This is a genomic window from Sphingobium xenophagum NBRC 107872 (assembly GCF_000367345.1).
GTDB lineage: Bacteria > Pseudomonadota > Alphaproteobacteria > Sphingomonadales > Sphingomonadaceae > Sphingobium > Sphingobium xenophagum.
In genome coordinates, this window is record NZ_BARE01000008.1 from 68,736 (window position 1) to 85,094 (window position 16,359).

The 16,359-nt window shown below is 65.2% G+C and carries 13 protein-coding genes and 1 riboswitch; of the genes, 8 read left to right on the top strand and 5 right to left on the bottom strand.

Annotated features, from left to right (window positions below):
• The first annotated feature begins 10 nt into the window (after positions 1–10).
• From SX1_RS05100 to SX1_RS24755, 3 genes are all read left to right on the top strand, one after another.
• The gene (locus SX1_RS05100) at positions 11–496 is read left to right on the top strand and encodes a hypothetical protein (protein WP_026149523.1); all 486 of its coding nucleotides are present in this window, start codon (positions 11–13) and stop codon (positions 494–496) included.
• Positions 497–766: 270 nt separating this feature from the next.
• A complete protein-coding gene (locus SX1_RS05105; protein WP_026149524.1) occupies positions 767–2,032 on the top strand; it encodes a glutamate-5-semialdehyde dehydrogenase in 1,266 nt (421 codons plus the stop codon).
• A gap of 52 nt (positions 2,033–2,084) precedes the next feature.
• On the top strand, positions 2,085–2,480 hold the full coding sequence (locus SX1_RS24755) for a hypothetical protein (RefSeq protein WP_255209703.1): 396 nt from the start codon (positions 2,085–2,087) through the stop codon (positions 2,478–2,480).
• Positions 2,481–2,536: 56 nt separating this feature from the next.
• Here the strand turns inward: SX1_RS24755 and kdsA are convergent, their stop codons facing one another.
• On the bottom strand, positions 2,537–3,364 hold the full coding sequence (gene kdsA, locus SX1_RS05110) for a 3-deoxy-8-phosphooctulonate synthase (protein ID WP_019052195.1): 828 nt from the start codon (positions 3,362–3,364) through the stop codon (positions 2,537–2,539).
• A gap of 5 nt (positions 3,365–3,369) precedes the next feature.
• A complete protein-coding gene (locus SX1_RS05115; RefSeq protein WP_017181156.1) occupies positions 3,370–3,663 on the bottom strand; it encodes a hypothetical protein in 294 nt (97 codons plus the stop codon).
• 21 nt (positions 3,664–3,684) lie between these two features.
• On the opposite strand from SX1_RS05115, the gene SX1_RS05120 reads away from it, so the two are divergent.
• Entirely contained in the window at positions 3,685–4,818 is a 1,134-nt protein-coding gene (locus SX1_RS05120) for a hypothetical protein (RefSeq protein WP_019052196.1), read from the top strand.
• Entirely contained in the window at positions 4,815–6,191 is a 1,377-nt protein-coding gene (locus SX1_RS05125) for a cytochrome P450 (RefSeq protein ID WP_019052197.1), read from the top strand. Before SX1_RS05120 ends, SX1_RS05125 begins: the two co-directional genes overlap by 4 nt.
• 18 nt (positions 6,192–6,209) lie before the next feature.
• Here SX1_RS05125 and SX1_RS05130 read toward each other — a convergent pair whose 3' ends face one another.
• From SX1_RS05130 to SX1_RS05140, 3 genes are read right to left on the bottom strand one after another with little or no spacing between them, the layout of a single operon-like run.
• Positions 6,210–7,100: a transglutaminase family protein gene (locus SX1_RS05130; protein WP_019052198.1), complete on the bottom strand. Its 891-nt coding sequence runs from the start codon at positions 7,098–7,100 to the stop codon at positions 6,210–6,212.
• Entirely contained in the window at positions 7,097–9,562 is a 2,466-nt protein-coding gene (locus tag SX1_RS05135) for a circularly permuted type 2 ATP-grasp protein (protein WP_019052199.1), read from the bottom strand. Before SX1_RS05135 ends, SX1_RS05130 begins: the two co-directional genes overlap by 4 nt.
• Before the next feature lie 10 nt (positions 9,563–9,572).
• A complete protein-coding gene (locus SX1_RS05140) occupies positions 9,573–12,932 on the bottom strand; it encodes a transglutaminase family protein (protein ID WP_019052200.1) in 3,360 nt (1,119 codons plus the stop codon).
• Positions 12,933–13,069: 137 nt separating this feature from the next.
• A riboswitch (TPP riboswitch) is annotated at positions 13,070–13,179 on the top strand.
• Between the two features lie 44 nt (positions 13,180–13,223).
• Here SX1_RS05140 and thiC point away from each other — a divergent pair.
• From thiC to SX1_RS05155, 3 genes are all read left to right on the top strand, one after another.
• A complete protein-coding gene (gene thiC, locus SX1_RS05145) occupies positions 13,224–15,194 on the top strand; it encodes a phosphomethylpyrimidine synthase ThiC (RefSeq protein ID WP_026149525.1) in 1,971 nt (656 codons plus the stop codon).
• Between the two features lie 409 nt (positions 15,195–15,603).
• Positions 15,604–15,831: an AbrB/MazE/SpoVT family DNA-binding domain-containing protein gene (locus tag SX1_RS05150; RefSeq protein ID WP_017181149.1), complete on the top strand. Its 228-nt coding sequence runs from the start codon at positions 15,604–15,606 to the stop codon at positions 15,829–15,831.
• Complete coding sequence (locus SX1_RS05155) at positions 15,831–16,226, top strand: type II toxin-antitoxin system death-on-curing family toxin (protein WP_019052203.1); 396 nt, start codon at positions 15,831–15,833, stop codon at positions 16,224–16,226. Before SX1_RS05150 ends, SX1_RS05155 begins: the two co-directional genes overlap by 1 nt.
• Positions 16,227–16,359: the final 133 nt, after the last annotated feature.

The window sequence follows — 16,359 nt, forward strand, 5'->3', positions numbered from 1 at the left end:
AGACATGATCATGAAACTATACGCAATGGCCGCGCTACTATTCTGGTCGACATCGGCGCTGGCGCAGGAAGCGGAAAAGCCAAAGGATGAGACGTTCAAGAAGGCGGGCAATATCGCCAGCCAGCCGGTGCGCGACATTGGCCTGGACAAGGACGAAATACCGCCGGTGCTGGCGAAGGCAGTGGAAAATCCCTATGCGCCGCCTCCATCGCGCAGCTGCAAGGGGCTGAAAGCATCGCTGGGTGAACTGAACGCGGTGCTGGGGGAGGATTTCACCGTCGGTGCCAAGGCGAACGAGAATCGCGCAGGCAAGATTGCCGAGGCGGTCGGCAAGACGATCGTCAATTCGCTCATCCCGTTCCGCGGGCTGGTGCGGGAAATCAGCGGCGCCGCGCCGCAGGAACGGCGTTTGCAGGCGGCGATCACGGCGGGGATCGCCAGGCGCGGCTATCTGCGCGGCATGGCGACGAGCAAGGGCTGCAAGATCACAAGCTGAGCATATTCCTCGCCATAACCCCGTGGGGGTATGCGGGCATCCCACCGGCTGCATAGAGACGATGGAAGGTGGTCTGACTGCCTGCCGATGGCTGGATCATTTGCGACCCATGGTCTGGTCATCGGCCCTTGGTTCGCAAGGGTCAGGCCGGTGCGGCAACCGGAATGGCTCTTTCGCGCATTTCAAGACAGACGCTCGTCAGTCACGTCCCGCCTTCGCTTCACCATGCTTTCATGCTAGGTCGCCGTCCATATAGTGGCGAGACCCATGATGAACGACCTGACCCAGACTCCTGAAATGCTGATCGCGACGATGGGCGCGCGCGCGCGTCGCGCGGCGCACATCCTCGCGCAGGCAAGCGACGAGCAAAAGGCCGATGCGCTGCGCCGCGCGGCACAGGCGTTGCGGGACCAGGCACCGGCGATCATCGCCGCCAATGCGCGCGACATGGACAATGCCGCCGCCAATGGCCTGTCGCCCGCCATGCTCGACCGGCTCAAGCTGGATGCGGGCCGGGTCGCCGCCACCGCCGACGGCGTGGAACAGGTCGCGGGCCTGCCCAATCCGCTGGGCAGCGTGATCGACAGGAGCGTGCGCCCCAACGGGCTGGAACTCAGCCGCGTGCGCGTGCCGCTGGGCGTGATCGGCATCATCTATGAAAGCCGCCCCAATGTGACGGCGGATGCCGCGGCGCTCTGCCTGCGCGCGGGCAATGCCGTCATCCTGCGCGGCGGCAGCGAAGCCAAGGAAAGCAACCGCGCGATCCTGAGCGCGATGGCAGAGGGGATCGTGGCCGCTGGCCTGCCCGCCGATGTCGTGCAACTCATTCCCACGACCGACCGCGCCGTCGTGGGCGCGCTGCTGCGGGCCAGCGAATTTATCGATCTGATCGTGCCGCGCGGGGGCAAGAGCCTGGTCGCACGGGTGCAGGAAGAAGCGCGGGTGCCGGTGCTGGCCCATCTGGACGGCATCAACCACAGCTATGTCGACGGCGCGGCCAACCCGGCGATGGCACGGCAGCTGGTCGTGAATGCCAAGATGCGCCGGACGGGCGTGTGCGGCGCGACCGAAACGGTGCTGATCGACCGCGCCTATGGCGACGCGCCCGCGCTGGTGAAGGCGCTGCTAGACGCCAGATGCGAAGTGCGCGGCGACGAAGCGGTCCAGGCGATGGACGCGCGCGTCATCGCGGCGAGCGAGCAGGATTGGGACACCGAATATCTCGAAGCGATCGTGTCGATCCGGCTGGTCGATGGCGTCGACGGCGCGATCGACCATATCGCCGCCCACGCCAGCCATCATACCGATGCGATCATCACCGAAGATGCCGAAACCGCGGCGCGCTTCCTGAACGCGGTCGACAGCGCGATCGTGATGTGGAACGCCTCCACCCAATTTGCCGATGGCGGCGAATTCGGGCTGGGTGCGGAAATCGGCATCTCCACCGGCCGCCTCCACGCCCGCGGCCCGGTCGCGCTGGAGGGACTGACGACCTACAAATGGATCGTGCGCGGGACGGGACAGGTTCGACCGTAAAGGGTGGGTAGGGGAATGTCGGCTTTACGGGAGCAAGCATCGTAAAGGAGACATGAATCTCACCGTCACCCCAGCGAAGGCTGGGGTCTCAGGCGTAGATGCGCTACAGTCCGCTCTGGCGCGGGGCGGCTACACCTATGTGATGACCAATAAGTCAAGGGCGTTCTCTATATCGGCCGCACAGCCGACATCGCTGCGGGCACTGAAAAAAATCGAAACGACACTGGCTCCAGCATGTGGAAGAAGCCAATCCAGATTGGTGGGATATGTCAGACGTTATCTTCTGACGCCTGAGACCCCAGCCTTCGCTGGGGTGACGATGAAGAAAATGGCCGATTCCAAGTCAGGGTGCAGCATATTCCAGTGGCAATTTCTTGATCGTTCATTGCCCCTCCCTTTTCGTCATGCCGGGCTTGACCCGGCATCCCGCTTTTCTTCGCGCAGATAGCGGGGCCACATAAGCCTTTCCTGCCCCCGCCCAACGGTCCGGGCCGACGGTCAGGCTTACCCCTTCACCACTGCATCGATCGCCTTTAGCTTCGCCAGCATCGGCGCGACCCAGTCGAGCGGGAGCATGACCGGCCCGTCGGACGGGGCATTGTCCGGGTCCTGATGCGCTTCGGCGAAGATCGCGGCGACGCCCGCCGCCACCGCGCTGCGCGCCAGCACCGGCGCGAACTCGCGCTGGCCGCCCGATGCTGAACCCAGGCCGCCGGGCTGCTGGACCGAATGGGTGGCGTCGAATATCACCGGATAGCCGGTCTCACCCATCACCGGCAGCGCACGCATGTCGCTGACCAGCGTGTTGTAGCCGAAACTCGCGCCGCGTTCGGTCAGCAGGATGCGGTCATTGCCGGTCGAGGCGACCTTTTGCGCCACCGCCGCCATGTCCCATGGGGCCATGAACTGCCCCTTCTTGACGTTGATCACCGCGCCGGTGTGGCCGGCGGCGAGCAGCAGGTCGGTCTGGCGGCACAGGAATGCGGGGATCTGGAGGATGTCGACCGCCTGCGCAGCGGCCTCGACCTGTCCCGCATCATGCACGTCGGTCAGCACCGGGCAGCCCAGCGTCGCCTTCACCTCCGTCAATATCGCCAGCCCCGCGTCGATGCCGACGCCGCGCTGGCCCGACACCGATGTCCGGTTCGCCTTGTCGAACGAGGATTTGAAGATGAACGGTACGCCCGCCTGCCCCGCGATCCGCGCCAGCGCATCGGCCATGAACAGCGCATGGTCGCGGCTTTCGATCTGGCAGGGGCCGGAAATGAGGACGAAGGGCAGGTCGTTGCCGATGGTGATCGGGCCGACCTTCACATGGTGGGGAACAGTCATGCCGGTCACTTGGGCGCTTTGGCAAAGCGCCGCAAGAGCTGGCCGCGCCACAGCCCCTTGCCCGGATGATAATTCCAGCAGAACCAGCCGAAGCACAGGCAGGCGATCAGCGAAGGCAGCGCCATCGGATCGCCATTGGCCTTCATATGGCGGTAAAAGGCCATGTCCGCGCGCCACCGGTCCCGCTCGCTGCCGCCCCCGTTGATGCCATAGACATTGTCATGCTTCCTACAGCCGATGTTTCGGTTGTATTTACGGTGGTCTATGAAATAGCAGTAGTCGCGTTCGGGTGTGCTCATGACCCGATTAGGGCCGGGGCAGTGCAAAAATTCAAGCGTAAAGTCTTTTATCTTGGCGGTTTTGATCCGCGCGGCGTGCGTTTTTACCACCAGCTCTATCGCGACCAGGCCGGTCGGTATGACCGGCTGACGGGCGAGGGCGTGACCGTGGGCGGACGCCGCGCCGGGCCTGCGGGATCAGTCGTCTCGACAATCTGGTCGGTCGACAATGAACAGGCCGGGGTCGAGACCGACTATGAATTTCTCCGCTGGGAGGATCTGGTCGGCAAGGTGTGGATTCGCAACCCGCTCACGCTCGCCTTCCGCTCCATCGCCACCTATGTCGGCCATGGCCGTTTCATGCAGTTCAAGCGGATGAAGGCGCTGCGCCCCGGTCCGGTGCTGACCATCTGTTATCCACCCTTTCTGGCAGTGATGATCCCGCTGCTGTTCGCGCTGCTCCCCGCTTTGTTGCTGTGGAGCGTGCTGCCATTCTGGGCGGCGGCGCTGGCGGGGATCGGCATCAGCGCCATGGCGTCGGGCAAATGGCTCAACAAGCTGGTCGTGCCATGGCTGCTGCGCTTTACCTATTATCACCACACGCTCGCCGCTGGCGGACCGGGCGACGCGCTGGACGCGCGGCTCGATGCCTTTGCCCGGCGCATGGCCGAGGAACTGGATGAACCGTGGGACGAGGTGCTGTTCCTCACCCATAGCGCGGGTACGATCCTGGGCATGTCGGTGATGCGGCGCCTGTTCGACCTGCGCGGCATAGCGCTGCCGGATCATTTCGCGATGGTGGGCATGGGGCAGGTGGTGCCGGTCGTGGCGTTGCGGACGGACGCCCGCTGGTATCACGCTGATTTGCGCGCGCTGGCGGACAAGCATTTCCGCTATGTGGATCTCAGCTTCCCGCCCGACGGCGCGGCCTATTTCAACGTCAATCCGCTGCTGCTGGAAAGCGACACGCATGCCGCGCGGGTCGACATGCTCTCGCCGCGCTTCCACCTGTTCTACGATCCTGAAAATTATCATGGCGGCTGGTCGAACAAATATGAGGCGCATTTCGACTATCTGCGGGTAGGCGATCGCCTGTCGCCGGTCGATTTTCTCAGCCTCACCGCGGGCCGCCGCACCCTGGACGATGCCATCGCCGCTTTCCGGACGATTCCATGACAGAACCGCTCTTCACCCCGCCTTTTCCGCAGCCCACGCGCAACAAGCGCACGATGCTGCGGCGCTTCTTCATCGGCTGGCACAGCTGGATTCATGTGCTGTTCGAAAAAAGCTATACGATGAAGATGGGCGAGGTGCGCGGGCGCGGGCAGCTCATGTATATCGCCAACGAATTGCCGCTGGTGAACCGTATCCTGAAGGGCGGGACCGAATTTCCCAAACATGCCGAACTGGTCAAGGGGCTGTCGCCGCTGATCGGCAACAGCGTCTTTTCCGCCAATGGCGTGGACTGGGAAAATCAGCGGGCGATGATCAATCCCGCCTTCGCCCATACCGCGATGAACAAGACGATGCCGCTGATGGTGGAGGCGGTCGCAGCGTTCCTGGCGCGGATCGACGGGATGGACCGCCGCAAGGCGATCAACATCGACGCGATGATGACCCATGTGGCCGCCGACATCATCTTTCGCACGCTCTTTTCCCAGACGCTGGATACCAGGCGCTCCTTCATCATCCATCAGGCGTTCGGGCGGTTCCAGCGCTATTCCCATTCCGCGTCCATGCTGGGCCTATACGGCTTCCCAAACCGCTGGTTCGAACGCTGGTCGGAACGGCCCGCCAACGCCATTCGCGGCGTGTTCGCGCCGATCGTGGCGGAACGGTTCAACGCCTTCCATGCCGGACAGCCCGCGCCGCACAAGGACATACTCCAGTCGCTGATCGAGGCGCGGCATCCGCAGACGGGCGCGCATTTCACCTTGAAGGAGGTGATGGATCAGGTTGCGACCATCTTCCTGGCGGGCCATGAAACCTCCGCCAGCACCATGACCTGGGCGCTCTACCTCCTGTCGGAATGCGCCCATGTTCAGGAACGCGCACGGGCCGAAGTGATGGCGGTGGCGGGCGACGCGCCACTGACCCCGGCAATGCTCAAGGACATGGGCGTGGTGCGCAACGTGTTCAGGGAAACGCTGCGCCTCTATCCCCCGCTCGCCTTCTTTCCGCGCGAAGTGCCCTGCCCGATGCAGATGCGCGACAAGAATCTCGTCCCCGGCGCGATGCTGGTCGTCGCCCCCTGGCTGACCCAGCGCAACAAGGATAACTGGGCCTGCCCGCACAGTTTCAATCCCGATCGGTTCGACGATCCGGCCAATGCCGACATGATCAAGCAGGCCTGGCTACCTTTCAGCCGCGGCCCGCGCGTGTGCGTGGGGGCCGGCTTTGCCCAGCAGGAGGTGATGACCGTGATCGCCGACGTGCTGCGCCATTATCGCCTGTCGGTGCGGCCCGGCTACAAGCCCGAACCGATTAGCCGCCTGACCGTGCGCCCGCGCAAGGGGATGATGCTGATGTTCGAGAAGATTGGCGTTTGACCCCACCCCCGTTGGTCGTCACGCCATCTCTTCCTCCGGCACGACATCGACCATCGCCTGGATGCTCTGCCCCCCGCCGCCCACGAACAGGCCGTCCATCGGCGCAACATCGGCATAGTCGCGGCCCATCGCGACGAAAATATGGCCGTTGCCGGTGATGCAGCCATTGGTGGGATCAAAGCCAATCCAGCCGCGCGTCGGCCCGCACCACAGCATGACCCAGGCATGCATCGCGTCCGCGCCGATCAGCCGCGGGCGGCCGGGCGGCGGATCGGTGCGCAGATAGCCGCTGACATAGGCGGCGGGCAGCCCCGCCAGCCGCAGCGCGACCACCATGACATGGGCGAAATCCTGGCACACGCCATGGCGCGCGGCAAAGGCGTCGGCGACCGGCGTGCTGGCGTCGGTCGCGCCGGGATCATAGGCGAACTCCGCCCGGATGCGCAGCGCCAGCGCCAGCGCGGCGGCGACCACTGGCCGGTCCGGGTCCAGCCCGTCGCCGACCCAGTCGCCAATGTCCGCCAGCAACGGCGCGCGGGTGGAGGCGTAGAGATAGAGGGCCGGGGCCGACGCGCTCATGTCGCGATCGGCCAGCGCGGCGTTCGCTACCGCGCCGATGGCGGGGTCATCGGGCTGGGGTTCGGGCGGGGCGCTGTCAGCCACGCCGACGCGAAAACGGCTCTCGATCGTCAACTGGCGGATCGGGCTTTCGATCACCAGCCGGGCGACATGAACCGGCCAGGCGCCGGGCCGCGATTCGATGGTGGAGGGGGCGGGATCGACCGTCAGCGCATAGTCGGACGTCCATTGCCCGGCCCAGGGCGCGGGGCGCAGGCGCAGGTTGAACCGGGCCAGCCGCATCGGCGCGGCATAGCGCAATATGGTCTGGTGGCGGACATGGTAGATCATGACAGCAGGTCCGCTCCATCGGCCTTTTCCGCCTTGCGCACTTGCAGGAAATAGCGCTGGCCGATGGCGTCGGACAGGGCCAGCAGGCGGTTTTCGACGTCGTTGATGTCGGCGATGGTCAGCATGTCGCCGGTCAGCGGGCTGAGCCGGGCGACCAGTGCATCGGCCAGGCGTCTGGGTTCCTCCGGCATCCCGTCCGCGCGCAGCGTCGGCAGGGCGGCGACATGATCGGCCAGACGCTGCGCCTGATAGACGACGGCGCGCGGATTATAAGGCTCCAGCGCGACAAGATCGCGCACCGGCGGCAGCGCCGGGCCGGTCAGATAGCGGGTGCGATAGCTGATCTGGCTATCATTAAGGTCCAGCAGGACGGTCAGGTCGTCCGCGCTCGCGCCTTCGCCGCCGAACAGGCCAAGCAGGCGGCAGCCATTGATCGCCCGCTCCATCCGTCGGCCCATATCGTGAAAGCGCCAGCCATCGCTCCGGCCCATATTCTCCGCCGCCAGCCCCGACAGCGCCGAAATCCGCTCGATCATGCGCGACGATGCGTCGAGCAGGGTTTCGGTCACCGCGCCGTCAAATGTCGGCAGCGGCAGGCGCACCAGCCGCCAGAAGTCGCTTGCCAGCCGGTCGCGCAGCCCTTCGCCGATATTGCCGACGCTGGCCATCAGCGCCCGGACGCTACCCGATTGGCGCGCATCGCCCAGCGCGGTCGCACAGATCGGGCCGATGGGGCCGCCGCCATCGCGGGCGATCGCGCCCCACAGCACCAGTTGCCCGACCAGCCGGTTCATCGTCGGCGATGCGACCGACGGGCCAAGGTCGGCCTCTATCGATCCGCCGACGATGGCGCGGATCAGCCGCAGCGTCATTTCCGTCCGCTCGATATAGCGGCCCAGCCAATAGAGATTGTCCGCCGCCTTGGCCGGCAACATCCCGCCGATCCGCCGGATCGCGGGCGCGCCGGCGCCCAACAGGGTGTCGGGCGGCACGGCCACGCTATCGACCACGCACATGTCGGCGGACATGTCGCCCTTGCCCATCAGCGCGGCGCGGATGTCGCCATGGCCCGCCAGCCGCGCAAAGGCGCCGGGCATCACCCGCCACTGGCCCTGCGCGTCGCGCGCCACGAACACGCGCAGGGTGAAGGGCAGGGGGGTGAGGCGCCCGTCGACCACCGCCGGGGTGGTCGACAGCTTCACCAGTTCCTGTCCCACATAATCCATCGGCCGTCGCGCCATCGCTTCGGCCAGCATGGCGCGTTGCTTCGCGTCTAGCGCCGATCCGGGGGTAAAGCGCGCATCGGGCAGGCCCGCCACATCCTGATCGAAGGCCGATCCGACGACCAGTTGATCCAGCCGGTCGCGCACATAGGTGCGCTCCCCGCTCTGCCCGCACCACCAGGTTGCGATATTGGGCAGGATCAGGTCCGCGCCCAGCAGCGCCTTGCTCAGTTGCGGCAGGAAGGCGGCGAAGGCGCGCGATTCGATCACGCCCGCGCCCGGCCAGTTGCTCAGCACCAATCCGCCGCGCGCGCAGGCGTCGAACAGGTCTGGCAAGCCGATGCGCGACTTGCTGTCGAAGGCCAGCGGGTCCATGAAGCGGCTGTCCATCCAGCGCCACAAACCGTCGATGCGCTTCAACCCCTGAATGGTGCGGACGAACAACTGCCCGTCCGTGACGATCAGATCGTCGCCTTCGACCAATAACAGGCCCAGATACCGGGCCAGATGCGCCTGTTCGGCATAGCTCTGGTTGAAACGACCCGGCGTCAGCAGGCCGATGCGCGGGTCCGATCGTTCGCAATCGGCGGCCAGTCCTCGGCGCAGATCGTCGAAAAAGGGGGCCAGCCGCCGCGTGTTCATCGCGCCCAGCAGGTCGCCGGTCGCGCGCGACCAGGCCAGGCGGTTTTCCAGCGCATAGCCAACGCCCACCGGCGTCCGTACCCGGTCGGCCAGCACGCGCCATTCGCCCGCCGGGCCGCGCCCGATGTCAGCGGCATAGAAATGCAGATGATGGCCGCGCGGGGGCGGGGTGCTGTTCATCACCCGCCAATAATGCGGGCTGCCGGTGATCACGCTGGCGGGCAGCTTGCCATCGCGCACCAGCGACTGGCTCCCATAAATATCGCCGATCACCTGTTCCAGCAATTCGGCGCGCTGGGCCAGGCCCCGCTCGATATGCGCCCACTCCGCCGCATCGATCAGCATCGGGATCGGCCCCAAGGGCCAGGATCGTTCCTGTTCGTCCCCGGTCAGGCGGAACGCCATGCCCAGGTCGATCGCCTGCCGCGCGACATTGTCCGCCAGCATGGCCGGGTCGCCCTGCGCCTGCGCCGACAGCCGGTCCAGCATCGTGCGCCAGCGTGTCTGCATGGCGGGCGATGCACCGGCGAACAGGTCGCCCGCCGGTGCATTGGCCAGATAGGCGTCGGCCCAGTTCGCATATATGGCGGTTTCCACCCGGTCGCCCTTACGCGCCCGGATGCCTGAAGCGCAGGTCCAGCGTCATCGGAAATTCACCGGCCGGTTCGGCGGCGGGCATATCGACCGGGCCGGGGGTGTGGCCATGGTCCTGAAAACGCGCCTTGCGCCGCGCTTCGGCTTCATAGCCGTTGATCGGCAGCGTGTCGTAATTGCGTCCGCCCGGATGCGCGACATGATAGACGCAGCCGCCCAGCGACCGGCCGCTCCAACTGTCCAGCACGTCAAAGGTCAGCGGCGCGTTGACGGGCAGGTTGGGGTGCATGCAATTGGCGGGTGCCCATGCCTTGTAGCGGACACCGCCAACCCCTTCGCCCGGCACCGACGTCGCCGTCATCGGCACCTGCCGCCCGTTGCACGCGACGATATGCCGCCCCGCGACCAGGCCGGTGGCGCGGACCTGCAACCGTTCGGTCGAACTGTCGACATAGCGCACGGTGCCGCCGATCGCCCCGGTTTCGCCCAGCACGTTCCACGGTTCGAGCGCATGGCTGATTTCCAGCCCCACGCCGCCCGCGTCGACACTGCCGTGGATGGGGAAGCGGAACTGCCGCTGCGCCTCGAACCAGTTGGGATCGAAATCATAACCCGCCGCCCGCAGGTCGGACAGGATTTCCAGAAAATCGGCCCAGACGAAATGGGGCAGCATGAAACGGTCGTGCAGCGTCGTGCCCCAGCGCACCAGATTGCCCTGCTGCGGCTGCCGCCAGAACCACGCCGCCAGCGCCCGGATCAGCAATTGCTGCGCCAGGCTCATCCGCGCTTCGGGCGGCATCTCAAAACCGCGAAACTCCAGCAGTCCCAATCGCCCGGTCGGCCCATCGGGCGAGAACATCTTGTCAATGCAGATTTCGGTGCGGTGGGTGTTGCCCGTCACATCGACCAGCAGGTTGCGGAACAGCCGATCGACCAGCCATGGAGGGGGAGATGCGCCCTCGCCCGCGAACGGGTTGGGCACCTGCGCCAGCGCGATCTCCAGTTCATACAGGCCATCATGCCGCGCCTCGTCGATGCGCGGCGCCTGGCTCGTCGGCCCGATGCACAGGCCCGAAAACAGGTAGGAAAGCGAAGGGTGCCGCTGCCAGTAGAGGACGAAGCTCTTGAGCAGGTCGGGCCGCCGGATGAATGGCGAATCGTTGAGCGTCGGCCCGCCCAGCACGATATGATTGCCCCCGCCGGTGCCGACCGACCGGCCATCCACCATGAACTTGTCGGCGGTCAGGTCGCATTCGCGGGCATAGGCATATAGCTGTTCGGTGATCGCGACCGTTTCGTCCCAACTGGATGCGGGATGGACATTCACCTCGATCACGCCGGGGTCGGGCGTGGCTTTCAGCACCGCGATGCGCGGATCGGGCGGGGGCGAATAGCCCTCGATCCGCACCGGAATCCGCAGCGCTTCGGCTGCCGCCTCGACCTCCGCGATCAGTTCCAGATAATCTTCCAGCGCCTGCACCGGCGGCAGGAATACCGACAGATAATGGCCGCGCGGCTCCACCGTCACGGCGGTACGGACCGCCCCTTCGATAATGACCTGTTCCACCCGGTCCTGCGCAGCGGCGCCGCCCTCCGGCCCGGCGACCCGCTGCGATTGCTGCGCGCGCACGTCCTCGACATCGGCCTGCTGCATCACCTGCGCCCGGAAATCGGGCAGCGGCTCGCGCGGCTCGCTGGTGTCGCGGGGGTGGATATAGGGATAGTCCGACGGCGGCACATAAGGCAGGGAGCCGAGCGGCAGGCGATACCCCAGCGCCGAATCCCCCGGCACCGCGAACAGCTTGCCGCGCCGCAATTGCCAGATTTCGCTCTGCCAGCGCGGCGTGCTTGCCTGCGACTGCCAGCGTTGCACCGGCAGGACATAGCCGACCGGCTGGTCCAGGCCACGCTCGAACGTCTTGACCATCCGCGCGCGCGCTTCGGGATCGCTGATCTTGGGATCGTCGGTGGTGGCGTTGATCGGCAGTTCCGATTCCTTGATCGACCAGACCGCCGGATCTTCAAAGACCGCATGGGTATAGTCGTCGGAAAAGCCCATATGGGCCGCCATATGGCTCAGGAAAGCGCGGGCGTCGTCGGGCGTCACGCTGCGCGCGCCGTCGGGCGCATCATCGGGCGCGATCAGGCTTTCATCGTGCCAGATCGGCGTGCCGTCCGTCCGCCAATAGACGGCATAGGCCCAACGCGGCAGGCTTTCGCCCGGATACCATTTGCCCTGTCCATGATGCAGCAGGCCGCCCGGCGCGAACTGGCCGCGCAGCTTGCGGATCAGTCGGTCGGCATAGGCCGCCTTGGTCGGGCCGACCGCATCGCCATTCCATTCGCCCGCATCGCCGCCATCCACCGCCACGAAGGTCGGCTCGCCACCGATCGTCAGCCGCATGTCCTGCGCCTGCAAATCCGCGTCGACCTTCGCCCCCAGCGCCATCACCGCGTCCCATCGCTTGTCGGTGAAAGGCTTGGTGATCCGCACCGCTTCGGCAATGCGGCTGACGGTCATCGCGAAATCGAAATTGACCTCCGCCGGTTCGGCCATGCCGCTGATCGGCGCGGCGGACTTGTAGTGCGGCGTCGCGCAGAGCGGGATATGCCCTTCGCCCGCAAACATGCCGCTGGTCGCGTCCAGCGCCACCCAGCCAGCGCCCGGCACATAGGCTTCCGCCCAGGCGTGCAGGTCGACGACATCCTGGCTGACCCCCTTTGGCCCCTCGATCGGCTCGACGTCCGCGACCAGCTGGATCGAGTATCCCGACACGAACCGCGCGGCAAAGCCCAGTCGGCGCAGCAATTGCACCAGCAGCCAGGCGGAATCGCGGCATGACCCGGTGCCGATTTCCAGCGTCTCCTCCGGCGTCTGGACGCCCGCTTCCATGCGGATGACATAGCCGACCTGCTGTTGCAGGCGGCGGTTCACCTCGACCAGGAAATCGACGGTGCGGCTTTCATGCCCGGCATATTGGTCCACCATCTTTTCGAACAGCGGCCCTTGCGGCTCGACATCGAAATAGGCGGCCAGATCGGTTTTCAGCTGCTCGTCATAGGCGAACGGATAATTTTCCGCGTACGGCTCCACGAAGAAATCGAACGGGTTGATGATGTCCAGATCGGCCAGCAGGTCGACCTCTATCGTGAAATGATCGACTGGCTCTGGAAAGACGATGCGCGCCAGCCAGTTGCCGTGCGGGTCCTGCTGCCAGTTCAGGAAATGCCCCGCCGGTTCGATTTTCAGCGCATAATTGGGCACTTTGGTCCGGCTGTGCGGCGCGGGGCGCAGGCGGATGACCTGAGGACCAAGCCGGATCGGGCGGCTGTAGCGATAGGCAGTGCGGTGGTGGAGCGCGGCTTTGAGCATGGCGGGATCAAACGCTACCCCCTGTTGCAATGCAATATGCAAATGGTTCGGGGGGCAAAGAATCTGCGCGGCTCCGGCCCGCCCCGGCGATGCAGCGACAAGTCACTGGACCCCGCCCGCCAAACCCATTACCCTTGCCGCCATCCCCGGGGGACCGTCCGCAGACGGTTGAGAGGCGGCTTTGTGGCCGCGACCCGCTGAACCTGATCCGGCTAACACCGGCGTAGGGAGGGTCAAGCGCGCACTCACACCGCCCGCATTCTCTCTCTTTCGCTGCAAGGAGAGTGACTTATGGCAGACGTCCCCGCCCGTACAGAGATGCCCGAACCCGAAGGCTTCATCCGCCGGCAGGCGGCAATGAACGTTACCACTGGCGCTATCCGTGGATCGAAGAAAATCCATGTCGGCCCGCTCAAGGTCGCGATGCGCGAAATCACGCTGGAACCGGGCAGCGGCGAGCCGCCGGTGCGGGTCTATGACACGTCCGGCCCCTATACCGATCCCAATGCGCAGATCGACATCATGGCAGGCCTGCCGCAATTGCGCCGCGACTGGATCATGGCGCGCGGCGATGTGGAGGATTATGACCCGCGCGCGGTAAAGCCCGAAGATAACGGCCTCAAAGGCCCGGATCGGTCGGGCGGCGTCGCCCAATTCCCCGGCCAGGATCGTCGCCCCCTGCGCGCGCGGCCCGGCATGAATGTCAGCCAGATGCATTATGCCCGTCGCGGCATCATCACCCCGGAAATGGAATATGTCGCGGAACGCGAAAATCTGGGCCGCGCGCGCCTCGCCGAATATATCCGCGACGGGCAGGATTGGGGCGCGGCCATCCCCGATTATGTGACGCCCGAATTCGTCCGTGACGAAGTGGCGCGCGGCCGGGCGATTATCCCCAGCAACATCAACCACCCCGAATCCGAACCGATGGCGATCGGCCGCAATTTCCTGGTCAAGATCAACGCCAATATCGGCAACTCGGCCGTCGCCAGCGACGTCGCGTCCGAAGTCGACAAGCTGGTCTGGTCGATCCGCTGGGGCGCTGACACGGTGATGGACCTGTCCACGGGTCGCAACATCCATGACACGCGCGAATGGATCATCCGCAACTCGCCCGTGCCGATCGGCACCGTCCCCATCTATCAGGCGCTCGAAAAGGTTGGCGGCGTGGCCGAGGAACTGACCTGGGACATTTTCCGCGACACGCTGATCGAGCAGGCCGAACAGGGGGTCGATTATTTCACCATCCATGCGGGCGTCCGCCTCGCCTATATCCCGATGACGGCGAAGCGCGTCACCGGCATCGTCTCGCGCGGCGGCTCGATCATGGCGAAATGGTGCCTCAGCCATCACAAGGAAAGCTTCCTCTACGAACATTTCGACGAGATCACCGAAATCTGCAAAGCCTATGACATTGCCTACAGCCTGGGCGACGGCCTGCGCCCCGGCTCGATCGCCGACGCCAATGACGAAGCGCAGTTTTCCGAACTCTACACGCTGGGCGAACTCACCAAACGCGCCTGGGCGCAGGATGTGCAGGTGATGATCGAGGGGCCGGGCCATGTCCCCATGCACAAGATCAAGCAGAATATGGACAAGCAGCTCGAAGCCTGCGGCGAAGCCCCCTTCTACACGCTGGGGCCGCTCACCACCGACATCGCGCCGGGATACGATCATATCACCAGCGGCATCGGCGCGGCCATGATTGGCTGGTACGGCACGGCGATGCTCTGTTATGTCACGCCCAAGGAGCATCTGGGCCTGCCAGACCGCGACGATGTGAAGGTCGGCGTCGTCACCTACAAACTGGCCGCCCACGCTGCCGACCTCGCCAAGGGCCACCCGGCGGCCAAGGTCCGCGACGACGCACTGAGCCGCGCCCGCTTCGAATTCCGCTGGCGCGACCAGTTCAACTTGAGCCTCGATCCCGACACGGCGGAACAATATCACGACCAGACGCTCCCCGCCGAAGGCGCGAAGTCAGCCCATTTCTGCTCGATGTGCGGCCCCAAATTCTGCTCGATGAAAATCACGCAGGAGGTCCGCGATTTCGCCGCCAAGCAAAATCAGAACGCCGACACCTTCATCGCCGCCAATCCTCCCCGGCACGGGGAGGGGGACCGTTCGGCGCAGCCGAACGGTGGAGGGCGCGCACCGCTGGACGCCGCCACTGCCGAACAGGGCATGGCGGAAATGAGCCGGGTGTTCAGGGAAACCGGCAGCGAGCTATATATGGGCGCTGGGGATAGGGAGCGGGATTGAGGGGTAGGATGATCCGGTATTGGCTGAACGATTTTTGGGACGATCGGCCCGGCAACCGTTGGCTGTAGCTAATCACTCTCCGTTGCCGCCGCATCCAGCCAATGTGCCGGGCACATTCTATGTTGAGGATGGTTGCTGCATATCCTGTGGCGTTTGGGAAGATGTGGCCCCCGATCTGCTGGCTTGGGTACCCGATGGAGAAACGCCACATTGCTATGTTTCCCATCAACCAGAAACCGAGGATGAGTTTGGTCGGATGATGGACGCAATGCACGTTGGTGAAGTGGATTGTATCAGAGCGCGGAATTGCCGCCCCGATTGGGCGGAGCGTTTAAGAAGGGCAGGACTGGGCGATCAGATCGATTCCGACTAAATTGGCAATCGCGACATATTGCGTTATAACTCCCGTATGAACGCGCCCCTCAAAATCACGAAGATCGGTAACAGCGCCGGGGTCATCCTGCCCAAGGAGTTGCTGGCCCATCTGCACGCCAGTGCCGGAGACAGCCTCTCGGTCGTACTTACCCCGCGCGGGATCGAACTGTCTGCCGCCGAACCGGATTTCGATGCGCAGATGGCGGCGGCGCGCGATGTCATGGCGCGGCGCAAGCGGGCGCTGCGTGAACTCGCCAAATAATGGCGGGCCGGGACTGGGTGTGGGTCACGCCTGCCGTGGCGGAGGCGGCCCATGCCGAACAGATTGCCGAACATGGCGGCGGGGGCGACGGGCTGCGGGATCGCGGCCTGTTTGAAAGCGCCATGGCGCGCCCGCACAATCAGGTGCTCTATGGCGATCCTGACGCGGCGGCGCTGGCGGCGGCCTATGCCTATGGTCTCGCGCGCAATCATGCCTTTATCGACGGCAACAAGCGGATCGCGGCGGTGGTCAGCGAAACCTTCCTGCTGCTCAACGACTATCGACTGACCGCGACCGACGCCGAACTGGTCGTTGCCTTCCTTGAACTCGCCGCCGGTAATCTCACCGAAACCGATCTGGCCGACTGGTTCCGCCAGCATATCGCCGCCGCCTGAAGCCCGCGCCTGAAGCCTGCTTCTGTCCTACGGCGCTGGTTGCTGCTAATCTGCGCCCCGGCTCCTTCCCACCGTCTGCCTTCCCTGCCCCGACAGCGCACCCTCGCGTTGTTCGCCTGCTGACTTTGGGCAA